Below are 12,295 nucleotides of genomic sequence, written 5' to 3'. Positions count from 1 at the left end.
ATCACATCACCAGGTATCCCCGGATACGGTCGGTCGGCAGGTTCACTTCCTTTCCCCGGGCAATCGCCCGGAGGTTGAAGATCTCATATTTCTTCTTCTCAAGGTAGGTGAGAATGGGGTGTATCGAGAACGGGTTCATCTTGGAGAGAGACTCCATATGGGTAAGCTGGACCTTGATCAGGTCTATTTCGATCTCCCGCAGCGTCTTCCGGCCACCTGCCAGTTCATCGAGGAGCAGGAGCAGCGGTTTCAAACGCACCTTTGATTTCAGGGCATCGATGAATTCCTGGTCCTCCTCGATGTTGATGAGCTGCTGGAATTCCTCGATCGAGAACACCCCTCCGTCAATTACCATGGTCCGTGCGTCTTCGTGCAGCCGGCCTGCCCGGAGCCTGAACATGTTCCTGATATTGGTGATATCAATATCGAGCATGATGTACTGCAGGAACTGCCTGCCGCCCTTGAACCCGCTACGTGCTTCTGCGAGCAGGTTTGCATAGAACTGCTGGTAGAGCTCATTTTCCACCCTGGCAAACGATTCCTCCTCCAGGGCAGCAGCAAACCCGGCTGCAATGACCGGGTATACCGATTGCCCCTTGAGCGCTTCCAGGATCTGCTCCGGGCTCTCCTCCTTGATCAGCCGGTCAAGGAAGGCCCTGTCGAGTTCACCGGCAGGCACCATGACCTCCCGTATCTTCCCTGGTTTCATACCCTGCATCTTACCCCTGAAGATGGCGAGAACATTCTGGATGTCCCACCTCCTCAGGTATGACTGGGTAAAGCGCTTGAGAACGCCGGGGGTGATCAACTGGATATTCTGATACTCTTTTGCCAGGTTCCAGGACAGCGCAAGTTCGATGAGGTCGATTCCGGTGAACGAGGTGGCAAGTTCATCGATCTCCTTTTTGTACTGGGTCTCTTCAATGAAACGGGTTATTTCCGGGATCCCCATGTTCAGCAGCCGGAGGTAGTCCTCCCGCTGGATGAGCTTTGACTTTCTCACCCGCAACCTCGTACAGACGTAGACATAGGGTTTGGGGCCTGAGGTAAAATCAGACATCCTCTTTCACCTTACCCGAACAGGATCCCCGATGCATCCTTCAACCCTGTCTCCCATATGCCGTTCAACATCGTCTGGTAGCTGTAATCGATCAGGAGTTCACCGTCTTTACTCTCGATGATGACCCCTCCGTCAATTGCGACCGGGTCACCCCTGATATATCCTTTAAAGGAGGGGTCTGCGGAGAGGATGCTGCCGAGGGTATCACTGTCCCTGGCAGCGGAACGGACAATGCCTTCAGGGATCTCTGGCAGAGCTCTTGAAAGAAGGGTCTTCATCGCGTTCCGGTGAAAGTCTTGTGGAAGCCCCGCTATGGTCGAGAGGGCAGCTGCATAGACCTGGTCGAGAAGCTCCTTCTGGGTATTCAGGAGCCTGCGTTTGACGATCAGGTTTGCAGCAGAGACTTCCTGGCTCATGATGTGGCCTGCCTGCCGCTCCACGTCCTGGTCGACAGACAGTTTGATCCGCTCTGCCTTCTCCTGGGCAGCCTGCAGGATACTTCTGACTTCTGCCTGGGTCTCTTTCCTGATATGGTCCGCTTCTTTCTTTCCCCTCTCCCTGATCTCTTCGATGACCACTTCCAGTCCCATGGTCTGCTCCGGTAATTAGAATATCAGAAGCAGCGCGACCACGAGACCAAAGATGACGATAGTTTCAGGAATAACGGTCAGCAGCAGGACCAGCCCGAAGACATCCTTGTTTTCGGCAGTTGCCCCGACGGCTGCAGAGCCGATGGTCATCTCTGCGATAGCTGTCGCAAGTCCGGTCAGTCCTACAGCGAGCGCGGCACCAATTGCCTTCATACCCAGCTGTGATGCCTCTACCATTTCAACGGTCATTAATGCAATTTCTTCTCCTGCCATTTTTTTAGTCCTCCATGAATCTTCGTTTCATACCAAAGGGATTGTACTTCTCTCCACCACCCTTGTAAAACTTGGTGAAGAATTCGACGTAGTTCAACCTGAGAGACTGGAGTCCGCCGCCGAGCAGCCCCAGGATGGCATTGAAGAGGTGCCCGAGGAGAAACACGAATACTCCCATGATGATGAACACGATACTGATAATACCGAAATTTTTCAACTGCGGTTCAATGATCAGCCCGATGGCGATGTAGTTCACCACCATGGCGATAGCAACTGAAGAGAGCCCCACACCCATCAGACGTGCGAACGAGAGCACGTGGGACAGGATGGTGGGAAGTTCGACGATCTCGAGCGCCGATTCCCGGATAATGAGGGCGATGCCGATAACCGCCATCATCCCTCCTATGATAACAGGGAGGGAGATGCCTGCAACAAGTGCCGGATATCCTGTGAGGTCAGGCATGAGCGGCAAAGGGAATGCGGACCAGATCATGACCAGGATACCCCACATCACGAGGATCCAGCCAAGGTTTGCCAGCATCGCAAGGGTCCGGTGCGACCCGTGCCCGTACCGGGCATGGTTGAGAATACCCAGCAGCCTTCCGAGGGTGATGTATGCAATCCCGATCCAGGCGGTCATGATCATCAGTTCCGGAACAGCAGGTCCGTGACCATGACTTCCTTCCACGACCCCGATGTTCAGGTGCCTGTTCGGCATGATAGAATCAAGCCCGGGTATACTGAAGCCCAGGAACTCGCTGTACAGGAATCCAAAGATGATGCTCGAGATAGCAGCATTACGCAGCACGTTCAGCAGCATCCGGGCATCATCACCCGTGATGATCTTGCGGAGCCCAAGGCTCATGGCAAGCAGGATCAACCCGTACCCCACGTCGCCAAGGATAATCCCGAAGAATACCGGGAATATTATAGCCATGACCAGCGTGGGATCGATCTCGGCATACTTGGGCCGCGAATACACGTCCAGCAGGAACTGGCTCGGCTTTGCGAAGTTGACATTGTGGTACTCGACCGGGGGAAGATCGTGGCCTGGTTCAGCCGGCCGATCAGCGACAAACGCCCTGCCGCCCGTTGCCGCAGCAACCCCGTCCTTCAGGGATGCGACCATGTTGGTCGGGACCCAGCCTTCTGCCACGAATGCATGGTCCGTTGTTGCAAACCGGAGCGGAGCCTCTGACCGCTCAGCATCCAGGGACAGGAGTTCATCGCAGGAAGCCAGGAATTCGGCATGCTCCTTTCTGAGATCTTCGATCCTTGCCAGGATACCTCCAATCTCATCTTTTATCGCGTCCCGCTGTGCACGATACGCGCCAATCCTCGCCTTTGCCGTCCCCTCCTCATCGGGAATAGGGATTGCCTGGAACTGGGCATCAAGGAGTTTTCGCTCTACATCCTGGCGGTACTGCACCGGGACGGCTGCAACGAACAGCTTTCCTCCTTTTGACTCGGAGTAGTATGCTTCGTGCGGCACACCGGGATCGAATGTCCTGGCAACGGATCCGGCAAAGAAAGTCAGGGTGTCGTATCCTCTGAGCAGTGCAAGGTCGACCGGCATTTCGGCAAAGGGGGTAAGTCCCTCGATCTTCTGATCAAGCTCCCTCGCCTGGTTCTCGAGCACCATCCTCCGGGAGATGAGCTCTTCCACTTCTGCTTCTATTGCAGGGAGCTCGTGCTCGATTTGCGCCTTCAACTGCGACTCCCTGGCCTTCTCGCTGGGAGTAAGATCTTCCGGCCGCACTGAGAAAGCTGCAATAACGGAGCGCAGCCGGAGCAACTCTTTCGAGGTTTCACCGGCTCCCTCCATAGGAACCCCGATCCGGAACCCTGCATACTCTTCCGCATCGTTTTCGACAAAGTCCTCGATGTGAAAGAGCCGCTGGCGCTGGAGCTCCGCGATAACCGGTGCCAACAGGTCGTTTGGTGCAGCGATGAGAACCCTGCTCATCTCCTCAGGCGCCAGCATGCAGCTTCTCCTTAAACCGCGAAACAAGCAGTTCCACGGCGGAATTAAGGTTCTTACTGCCTTTTGCCCTGAGTTCAGCAGCCCGTTGCTCGCCTTCCTTCACGATATCGGCGTGCCTTTTTTCTGCCTGCTGCCGTGCCTCTGCAAGCCGCATCTTACGGTACTCTTCAGCACTCGCACCTGCCTTCATCACAAGGTTGTCGGCTTCGAGGTCTGCATCAGAAACACTGCGTTTCCTTTCAGCCATAACCGTGCTTATCAATGTCTTGTACTCTTCTTCGGTTGCTTTGATGTTCCTTAACACATCAGTCTTCATCCAACCTCCTCTTTCGGCAGATGAAATGTTAGCCGTGAACTGTTCTTATATCTGTTGATTTTTTCCCCCCCGTAAACGCGGCATTTCATGAAAAATAGCCTGATTCAGGGAAAAATGGGGAAGAATTCCCGAAATCCGGAAGGATTCGGGCAATCCTTCCTGCGCGGGAACGTGCCTTTCCGCGTGGGTTCACGGATACTCGATTTCGGCGGGGGAGGTCCGGTCGAATCGCAGGGACGGGTGGACGAGGCCCATCGTAGCGGTTGCAGGGACATTCCGGATCTCGATGAAACCCTCGCCCCCCGAAAGGATCATCCCGGCCAGCTCTTCGGAAGAACAGAGGAGGTGCTGTTCAGGGTGGGTCCCCCGCTGGATTCCACAGGAGAGGAGGATTTCCGGAGCAGCGGAGATCAGGTAGCGAAGCCTCAACGAACCGGGGTGTCCCCGCGGCAGCACGACCACCGGATGCCGGAAGGTTCTCACCAGCTCAAGCAGCATGAATGCCGGTTCAATCGCGCCTCCCTCGGGAGCAGATACAGCCACGACATCGCTTTCTTCCAGGGTGGTGCAGGTCTCTCCGGTGGGGGTCTCGAGGCAGAGGGAGAACCGGTTTTTGACGGTCCCTGCGAGGACAAACGACCGGCTCCCCTCGACCAGGAGCAGGGTTTCCCGGCCGGGCAGAAGGTAGCGGATATGCATTGGACACTCCATTTTTCGATTGAAACCCATATGAGACTGTCGGGGTCATATATCCCGCCCTGCTCGAGAACCGCGGATGCTGTTTTCATACCAGCCGCCGATGACCACCGCGTCCGGGCATAAAAAATGAAAACAGCGGAGCCATCTTCACCTTGCCTGACCGTCTCTTTCAAAGGGCTCAGGTGATCTCTTTGAGAGTGTGATGGAATTCGCCGTTCTCCTGGTCAGCTGGCAGGGTACCCCAGGAGCTGCATGATGATCACGATGAGGGTGCCTGGTACTCCTCCCAGGGCGCAGAGGACGAGATTCACCAGTGAATACTCGATATCGGGTTTTCCGACATATCCCATCAGGTCAAAGTAGTTGACCGAAAAGAGAATAACAAGCCCGATAACCGAGTTGATAAGGATCTTCACGATATCTTTGACGATGAAGACGAGGACGGCTGCGATGAGGACACCGGCCAGGACCAGGGCAAGATCGATCGACATCCTATCCTCCAATGATGTGCTGATCGTTTAACCTTATGGAAGGGAGGACCAGTGACCCGATGTTCCGCCGGTCCTGGCCAAGACCGGCGACGCTGGTGAGGAGATCAAAGACATTCCCGGAGAGCATTGCCTTCCTGACCGGGGCCTCGAACGTCCCGTCCTTCACCCGGAAAGGATTGGTGAGTTCAACCGAGAAGTCGCCGGAGAGCGGGTTTGCGGTGTGTGCCCCGACCACGTCCTGGATGAATATGGCGGGTTCATCCATCAGGGCGGTTTCCGGTCCTGCGATCACCATGTTGTGATGGCCAATGGCAGGAAGCCCGCCTGAACCGGAACGGACCGCACTCCCGGTGCTTTCCGTACCGTGACGGTACGCGGTCTTAAGGTCGTATGCAAACTCCCTGAGGGTACCGTCCGTTATAAACGGTACCCTCCGGGTCGGTGTGGCCTCGGCATCCCACCTGGTACTTCCTGGCCTTCCCGGAAGGAGCGGGTCATCGTAGACCGAGATTGCAGGGTCGGCAACCGGTGTCCCGATCAGCCCGGCAAGCCGTGAACGCCCGGCATGGACGTTCCTGCCCGAAAGTGCCGGGACGAGGACTGCGGAGATGAGCTGGGCTGCGGCAAGAGGAGAGAGGACAATGTCGTAGGTGCCGGTGGGGATATCGGAGCCGTTCACCGAAGATGCGGCAAGAAACCCGGCACGGTCTCCGATCGACGCGGGATCGAAATCGGGTGAGCAGGAGGTCTCGAACTCATACCCCGTTGAATTCTTCCGGATGGTCTCGAGCGATGCGGATACCAGGCTCTGGTTCCGGGAATACCATGTCCCGTGGCTGTTGGCGATGGCCACCGTTCCCGTGGACATCGTGGCTCCGCCCGATGTGACCTGGACCGGGTGGCACATGGCACCTTCCACCATTGCCTCGAGCATCCCCTGCACGGCGACAGGCCCGGGCCTGACGGCAGGGTCATACGAGAGATCGGGGCCCCCGAGCGACTGCGGCTCAGGCAGGCCGTTCCATGCCTGCGGGGTAGCAAGCCTCCCGCTGGCAAGTGCCGCCTCAAGGCACCTTTGCCAATCGGCCGGGTTGCTGGTTGACGAGGTACCGATCTTTCCTCCGCTAATGGTCCGGATGGAGAGGCTGACGTGCCGGGATTCGATGGACCTGCTCACCACTTCCCGCTTCAGCTCTGCAGAGACTGACTGCCCTTCCACGAGATAGACTTCGATCTCATCGGCAGACCTGCTGCCGGTTCTCAGAACATCGTCAAGAATCTCCACTGCCGCCCACCACAGCACCGTCAAGGAGAAGATAGGGTGCACCGTCGCTTACCGGAACGCTCTGCCCTCCCTTGCCGCAGAATCCCTGGTGCATCTTCACCTCGTTTCCACAGAGGCATATCGAGAAGAGTGTCTTGAGGATCTCACCGGAAAGCGAGACGTCCCGCACCATGGTCGTGCAATCACCATCCTCGATGAGGTACCCGTATTCCGCATTGAACTGGAACACGCCCCGCCCCGGGTCGACCTGGCCTCCCCTGGACCCCTTCAGGAGAATTCCATGCCTGCATTCGGCGAGAATTTCCTCCCTGGTGCTCTCCCCGGCCTCGAAATAAGTATTGCTCATCCTGACCAGCGGGGGCTCCCCTGCTGCTGCCCGGGCATGGCCGGCCTGGCCGTTGCCGACCGCGGCAAGCGTCTCCCTGGAGTGGAGGTAGTTCGAGAGTATCCCCTGCCGGATAATCTCCGTCCGGCCGGTAGCCGATCCCTCGGCATCGAACGGCTCAAAGCCGAACTCGGGAAGGGATGGATCGTCCACGATGGTCACTGCAGCGGTCCCGATCCGCTCGCCGATCTTTCCGGCGAGCACCGAACTACCTTCCTGGACGAGGTCCGCCTCGCTGGCATGGCCTACCGCCTCATGGGCAAAGACCCCGGCCAGCTCGGGATCAAGCACCGCCCGCATGGTCCCGCCGCGGGCAGGCCGTGCGTCCAGCAGCAAGATCGCTCGCTCCGCCGCAGAACGGGCCAGTTCCTGCTGGTGCCGGATATTGAGCCCCCTGATGGTGTGCCGCCGCTCGTATCCCATCTGGAGGGTGCCGTTTCGCGCTGCAACGACAAGGACGCCAAACCCGCTCCGGCAGGTCTCGAACTCGTTCTCATAACCGGTGCTGTCGCAGAACCGGGTTTTCTCGAACCGCTCGATGTAATTGATCCGGGTATTCTGGATCCCGGGGATCCGTGCCGACCGCTCGAGTTCAAGGAGGATCCCGGCCTTCTCTGCGAGACTGACATCGCGGGGATCCTCGGCCATCCGGGGCACTTCATGACTCCCACGCACCGGCTGGGAGAGGGATATGTCCTCCTCGCAGATGGCGGCGATGGATGCTGCCCGGTCAACCAGGGAGCCGATTTCGTTCCTGCGAACCTCCTGGAAGTCGTCGACGGTGAGGATCCCCCATCCCTGCCGCGAGAGTGCACGGATTACAGCATGATCGAAAAACGAGCTGGCTGCGGATTCGCACACGCCGTTGTCGATATCGATGTGGGTTACCTGGCCCTGCACGTGGCGGATATCGTAGTACCGGACACCGGGCATGGTATCAGACTGCAGAGGGGGAGAAACCGGAACCTTCGATGAGTTTTCCGGAGGTTGAAATCGCCACCCTGCGGAGCTTGTTCAGGAAACCTTCGCGGTTCTCCGGGACGAGAGCGATCTTGAGCACCTCCTCGATATTGTCAACCGGGATGACCTTCACCTTCTCCCGGTATCGTTCTTCGATGAGGACATCATCGAGGTTGGCTGCCGGGATCAGCACCGTGGATATCCCCGCCTTTGCTGCGGCCTCGATCTTGTAGGTAACCCCGCCGACCGGGAGCACATCGCCCCTGACCGAGAGCGACCCGGTCATGGCAATATCCTGCCGCACCGGGATCGATTCTATGGCGCTGATGACTGCCGTCGCCACCGAAATGGATGCCGAATCGCCTTCCACTCCGCCGTACGTCCCGATGAACTGGATGTGGACATCCATATCGCGGATATCCTTGCCGGTGAACTTTTTCAGGATGGCCGAGACGTTCTTGATCGATTCCTGGGCGATCTCCTTCAGCATACCGGTGGCGATGACCGTGCCGCTCGCTCCCTGCGCAGTGGTCACCTCGGCCATGATCGGGAGCACGGATCCCGAATCGCTGCCCATGACCGCAAGGCCGTTGACCCTTCCCACGCGGGTCCCCTCGATGACAGTCAGCTCGTACTCGCGGCTCCTCCCGATATATTCGTCGGAGACCTGGTCCTCGATAGATCGGGCAGTCTTCTTTGCCGCGATCACATGATCGGCGGTGGTGACATCCGCCCCCTGCTGGCGTGCGAGGTCGCCCGCGACCCGGATCAGGCCACCCATGTCCCGGAGCTTGAGGGTCAGGTGACCCTTCCGGTTGGACCGACGGCGAGCCTCCCTGATGATCTCTTCCATGGCGGTTTTATCGAAGTGGGGGATCTTTCCGTCGTTTTTTATCTCCTGGGCGATGAACCTGATGAACTTCTCGCGGTTCTCGGGGGTATCGGGCATACTTTCACCCATATAGACCTCGTAGCCGTATCCCCGGATCCGGGACCGGAGCGCGGGATGCATTCCCTGGATGGCGTCAAGGTTGCCGGCCGCAATCATGATGAACCTGCAGGGGACCGGTTCGGTCCGCACCATCGCCCCGCTCGACCGCTCGCTCTGGCCGGTAATGGGGAATTCGCCTTCCTGGAGTGCGGTGAGCAGGTTCTGCTGGGAGTGAGGGGTTAGGGTGTTGATCTCGTCGATGAACAGCACTCCCCTGTGCGCCCGGTGGATAGCCCCGGCCTCGACCCGGTCATGGCTCGGTGTCTCGAGCCCGCCGCTCTGGAAGGGGTCGTGGCGGACATCTCCAAGAAGCGCTCCTGCATGCGAACCGGTGGCATCGAGGAAGGGGGCAGTGGCGGTGGCATCGTTGGTCACCAGGAGCTTCGGGACCATGGCCTCCTCGCGTGGGGTCGCATACCGCATAGCCATGAAGACGAATGCAGCGGCGATGATGCCCATTAACCACTGGTAGGTTATGAACGAATAGCCCACGATAGCAAAGATCAGGAGCATTAGCAGAGTGTTCCTGAGCTGTATCTTCTTGCGGGCCTCAGCCTTGTGGGCGGTGACGATCTGCTTGCCCCGCCCGGCCGGGACTGTCCTGACGATGGGGTTGTTCGGGTCGTCCGAGTTGGGGTAGACCAGGATATCCTGCATGTCCTCCTTGGGCAGCAGCTCGGCCATCGCCTTGGCCAGCATCGACTTGCCGGTCCCCGGGCTCCCGATCATCATCACGTGCCGCCTCTGGATAGCGGCTTTCCTGATGACTTCGACTGCGTGTTCCTGCCCGATCACCTGGTCGATGAGGCTTTGGGGGACGTCGATCTCGGATGAGCTCTCCTCATGGATGTCCAGGGAAAAAAGTTCCTCCTGGCTCTCTTGACCGGATTCCACGTCTTCCATGCTCGGATTTACCTCACGAAAAGATATACGGTAATATAAATTATGCATGGTAGTTTAAGTACTTTCAGCATGAGGTAGGATCGGATGAAAGTTATCAGCACCGAGTATTCGCAGGTCCTGGCAGCCCGTATCGCCCGCGAAGGCGGTTGGGACCTCGTAGACGTGAAATTTTCACGGTTTCCTGACGGCGAACACTATCTGCGGGCCGGATGGATAGACGATGAGATCCTGGTCGTGGGAAGCGTGGTGGACAGCGATTCGCTCGTCCAGCTCCTCCTGCTCATCGATGCCTGCTCCGGTTCCCCGCCCATCCTGCTCCTCCCGTACATGGGGTATGCCCGGCAGGACAAGCAGTTCCATCCCGGCGAGCCGCTCTCGGCACGGGCCGTGGCACGGGCACTCTCATCGGCAGTATCCCGAATCTATACAATAAATATCCACGATCCGGCAGTGCTGCGCCATTTTACCGTTCCTGTCGAGAACCTGTCTCTCGCCCCTGAGATCGGTGCGTATCTTGGCCGCTGCGGGTATACCGACCCCCTCATCCTCGCCCCGGATGGCGGGGCCGTGCCGTTCGCAGCAACGGTCGCCGCCGTTGGAGACTGGGACTGCGACCACCTTGAGAAGACCCGCATTTCAGGAGACGAGGTGAGGATCGAGCCAAAGCGCCTCCCTGTTGAAGGGAGAGAGGTGGTCATCGTTGACGATATCATTTCAACGGGCGGGACCATTGCCACGGCAGCCGGGCTCCTGTCGGCCCAGGGGGCACTGAATGTTACGGCAGCCTGCGTCCACGGTGTCTTTGCCGGCGGGGCATATGCCCGGTTGGTCGCATCAGGGGTTTCCCAGGTCGCTGCCAGTGATACGATCGAACAGGCCTGCAGCGCTTATTCAGCGGCAGGGACCGTGGTGAGCGGAACCCGGTGAGATGCTTCGCATCGATGGATCGCAGCTGGAAGGGGGCGGCCAGATCGTCCGGGCGGCTGTCGCCCTCTCCGCGGTCACCGGGACCCCTGTCGAAGTGGTCTCCATCAGGAAGAAGCGGCCCCGCCCGGGCCTTGCCAACCAGCACTGTGCCGCAGTCAGGGCCGTAGCCCTGGCATGTGAGGCCCGTGTCACGGGCAATGTCCCAGGGAGCGCCCGGCTCTCCTTCATTCCCGGCCCCATCGTGTGCAGCGATATATCGGTTGATGTCGGCACGGCCGGGAGCATCCCGCTGGTCCTCCAGGCCTGGCTTCCCGTGGCACTCGAAAAAGGGGGCTCTCTCCAGGTGCAGGGCGGAACGGAAGTGCAGTTCAGCCCCACCATCGATTATTTCACCGAAGTGTTCCTCCCGGTGCTCGGGCCGGCCGGGACCGGCGTGCAGGTCGACATCCTCCGCAGGGGATATTATCCAACAGGCGGAGGGGTCGTCCGTATAACAGTCGAACCGGCTGCCATTCCGCGGATAACTGCCAGCGGGGTGGAAAATCGGGGCATCAGGTCCTGCTCATCCGGGCTGCCAGGGCATGTGGCTGACCGCCAGGCGGCCAGCGCCCGGGACTTCCTCGTGAAAGAGACCGGCAGGGAGTACCCGGTGAGCATCAGCCGCTTCCCGGGCCCGGGAACCGGGAGCTCCTGCACGGCCTGGAACGGTGCGAAAGGGTCCTGTGCCCTTGGAAGGAGGGGGCTTGCGGCAGAGAGGGTTGGGGACACAGCGGCGGCGGGACTGGTGGCAGAGCTCCGGTCCGGTGGAGATGTCGATCTGCACCTGAGCGACCAGCTCCTGCTGTACCTTGCCCGTGGCGGGGGATCCTATACCGCTCCGGAGTTCACCCTCCATGCCCGTACCATGTGCTGGCTCCTCTCCCTGTTCGGGTTGCCTGTAGAAGTCAGGAAGAACTACCTGGTGGAGTTCCGGCGATGAGGGCGGTACTCGATGCTTCAGCCTTCTTCTCGGCAATCGCGCTGTCCGGCGAGCTTTATACCACCCCCCATGTTGTTGCCGAGCTGAAGGACCTGCGTTCAAGGGTCCGTCTCGACCTGCTCTGCGAATCGGGCCTCACGGTCCGGGAACCGGGGCGGGAAGCGCAGGCCAGGGTCAGGGATGTTGCCGGACGGATCGGAGAAGGAGAAGCGTTATCAGAGACTGATCAGGGCGTCCTTGCCCTCGCCCTCGAGCTCGGGGCGGAAGTCGTCACTGATGACTACGCCCTCCAGAACGCAGCATACCGGATGGGTGTCCCGGTCATCCCCATCCACCAGAAGGGAGCACGGCGCATCACCTGGCAGTACCGGTGCACCGGGTGCGGGAGACCGTACGAAGGGCCCGGAGAGTGCCCGGTGTGCGGGGCTGCAATTAAAAGAAGAATTAAATAG

13 protein-coding genes are annotated in these 12,295 nt (G+C 59.0%); 3 read left to right on the top strand and 10 right to left on the bottom strand.

Annotated features, from left to right (window positions below; genetic code table 11):
• Position 1 precedes the first annotated feature (1 nt).
• The 10 genes from IPI71_01765 to lonB all read right to left on the bottom strand — a co-directional run bounded on the left by IPI71_01765 (position 2) and on the right by lonB (position 9,937).
• Positions 2 to 1,060, bottom strand: a complete 1,059-nt coding sequence (locus IPI71_01765; protein QQR71277.1) for a V-type ATP synthase subunit C — start codon at positions 1,058 to 1,060, stop codon at positions 2 to 4.
• 11 nt (positions 1,061 to 1,071) lie between these two features.
• Positions 1,072 to 1,650, bottom strand: a complete 579-nt coding sequence (locus IPI71_01760) for a V-type ATP synthase subunit E (protein ID QQR71276.1) — start codon at positions 1,648 to 1,650, stop codon at positions 1,072 to 1,074.
• 15 nt (positions 1,651 to 1,665) lie between these two features.
• Positions 1,666 to 1,923 (bottom strand): ATPase, encoded by a 258-nt coding sequence (locus IPI71_01755; protein QQR71275.1) that lies wholly within the window; start codon positions 1,921 to 1,923, stop codon positions 1,666 to 1,668.
• 4 nt (positions 1,924 to 1,927) lie between these two features.
• The gene (locus tag IPI71_01750) at positions 1,928 to 3,907 is read right to left on the bottom strand and encodes a V-type ATP synthase subunit I (protein ID QQR71274.1); all 1,980 of its coding nucleotides are present in this window, start codon (positions 3,905 to 3,907) and stop codon (positions 1,928 to 1,930) included.
• Positions 3,894 to 4,223, bottom strand: coding sequence for an ATPase (locus IPI71_01745; protein QQR71273.1), 330 nt, complete (start codon positions 4,221 to 4,223; stop codon positions 3,894 to 3,896). Before IPI71_01745 ends, IPI71_01750 begins: the two co-directional genes overlap by 14 nt.
• A 189-nt stretch (positions 4,224 to 4,412) precedes the next feature.
• Positions 4,413 to 4,922, bottom strand: a complete 510-nt coding sequence (locus IPI71_01740) for an alpha/beta hydrolase (GenBank protein QQR71272.1) — start codon at positions 4,920 to 4,922, stop codon at positions 4,413 to 4,415.
• Positions 4,923 to 5,146: 224 nt separating this feature from the next.
• Entirely contained in the window at positions 5,147 to 5,413 is a 267-nt protein-coding gene (locus IPI71_01735) for a pro-sigmaK processing inhibitor BofA family protein (protein ID QQR71271.1), read from the bottom strand.
• A 1-nt stretch (position 5,414) separates the two neighbouring features.
• Positions 5,415 to 6,716, bottom strand: coding sequence for a TldD/PmbA family protein (locus IPI71_01730; protein ID QQR71901.1), 1,302 nt, complete (start codon positions 6,714 to 6,716; stop codon positions 5,415 to 5,417).
• The gene (locus IPI71_01725) at positions 6,685 to 8,016 is read right to left on the bottom strand and encodes a TldD/PmbA family protein (GenBank protein ID QQR71270.1); all 1,332 of its coding nucleotides are present in this window, start codon (positions 8,014 to 8,016) and stop codon (positions 6,685 to 6,687) included. Before IPI71_01725 ends, IPI71_01730 begins: the two co-directional genes overlap by 32 nt.
• 4 nt (positions 8,017 to 8,020) lie before the next feature.
• Positions 8,021 to 9,937: an ATP-dependent protease LonB gene (gene lonB, locus IPI71_01720; GenBank protein ID QQR71269.1), complete on the bottom strand. Its 1,917-nt coding sequence runs from the start codon at positions 9,935 to 9,937 to the stop codon at positions 8,021 to 8,023.
• Positions 9,938 to 10,021: 84 nt separating this feature from the next.
• On the opposite strand from lonB, the gene IPI71_01715 reads away from it, so the two are divergent.
• Genes IPI71_01715 through IPI71_01705 form a run of 3 tightly spaced genes read left to right on the top strand, consistent with a single transcriptional unit; the run spans position 10,022 to position 12,295 of the window.
• Positions 10,022 to 10,864, top strand: coding sequence for a ribose-phosphate diphosphokinase (locus IPI71_01715; GenBank protein ID QQR71268.1), 843 nt, complete (start codon positions 10,022 to 10,024; stop codon positions 10,862 to 10,864).
• A gap of 1 nt (position 10,865) precedes the next feature.
• Positions 10,866 to 11,843 (top strand): RNA 3'-terminal phosphate cyclase, encoded by a 978-nt coding sequence (locus IPI71_01710; protein ID QQR71267.1) that lies wholly within the window; start codon positions 10,866 to 10,868, stop codon positions 11,841 to 11,843.
• Entirely contained in the window at positions 11,840 to 12,295 is a 456-nt protein-coding gene (locus IPI71_01705) for a nucleotide-binding protein (protein ID QQR71266.1), read from the top strand. The genes IPI71_01710 and IPI71_01705 overlap by 4 nt, the downstream gene beginning before the upstream one ends.

This window comes from Methanolinea sp., from assembly GCA_016699325.1.
Taxonomy (GTDB): domain Archaea; phylum Halobacteriota; class Methanomicrobia; order Methanomicrobiales; family Methanospirillaceae; genus UBA9949.
The sequence above is the reverse complement of the archived record's forward strand: the minus strand, read 5'-3'. Positions and strand labels throughout refer to the sequence as shown.

Bases quoted from the DNA above. Each gene is read 5' to 3' on its own strand.
- IPI71_01765 (QQR71277.1), bottom strand. From the start codon at position 1,060: ATGTCTGATTTTACCTCAGGCCCCAAACCCTATGTCTACGTCTGTACG.
- IPI71_01760 (QQR71276.1), bottom strand. From the start codon at position 1,650: ATGGGACTGGAAGTGGTCATCGAAGAGATCAGGGAGAGGGGAAAGAAA.
- IPI71_01755 (QQR71275.1), bottom strand. From the start codon at position 1,923: ATGGCAGGAGAAGAAATTGCATTAATGACCGTTGAAATGGTAGAGGCA.
- IPI71_01750 (QQR71274.1), bottom strand. From the start codon at position 3,907: ATGCTGGCGCCTGAGGAGATGAGCAGGGTTCTCATCGCTGCACCAAAC.
- IPI71_01745 (QQR71273.1), bottom strand. From the start codon at position 4,223: ATGAAGACTGATGTGTTAAGGAACATCAAAGCAACCGAAGAAGAGTAC.
- IPI71_01740 (QQR71272.1), bottom strand. From the start codon at position 4,922: ATGCATATCCGCTACCTTCTGCCCGGCCGGGAAACCCTGCTCCTGGTC.
- IPI71_01735 (QQR71271.1), bottom strand. From the start codon at position 5,413: ATGTCGATCGATCTTGCCCTGGTCCTGGCCGGTGTCCTCATCGCAGCC.
- IPI71_01725 (QQR71270.1), bottom strand. From the start codon at position 8,016: ATGCCCGGTGTCCGGTACTACGATATCCGCCACGTGCAGGGCCAGGTA.
- lonB (QQR71269.1), bottom strand. From the start codon at position 9,937: ATGGAAGACGTGGAATCCGGTCAAGAGAGCCAGGAGGAACTTTTTTCC.
- IPI71_01715 (QQR71268.1), top strand. From the start codon at position 10,022: ATGAAAGTTATCAGCACCGAGTATTCGCAGGTCCTGGCAGCCCGTATC.
- IPI71_01710 (QQR71267.1), top strand. From the start codon at position 10,866: ATGCTTCGCATCGATGGATCGCAGCTGGAAGGGGGCGGCCAGATCGTC.
- IPI71_01705 (QQR71266.1), top strand. From the start codon at position 11,840: ATGAGGGCGGTACTCGATGCTTCAGCCTTCTTCTCGGCAATCGCGCTG.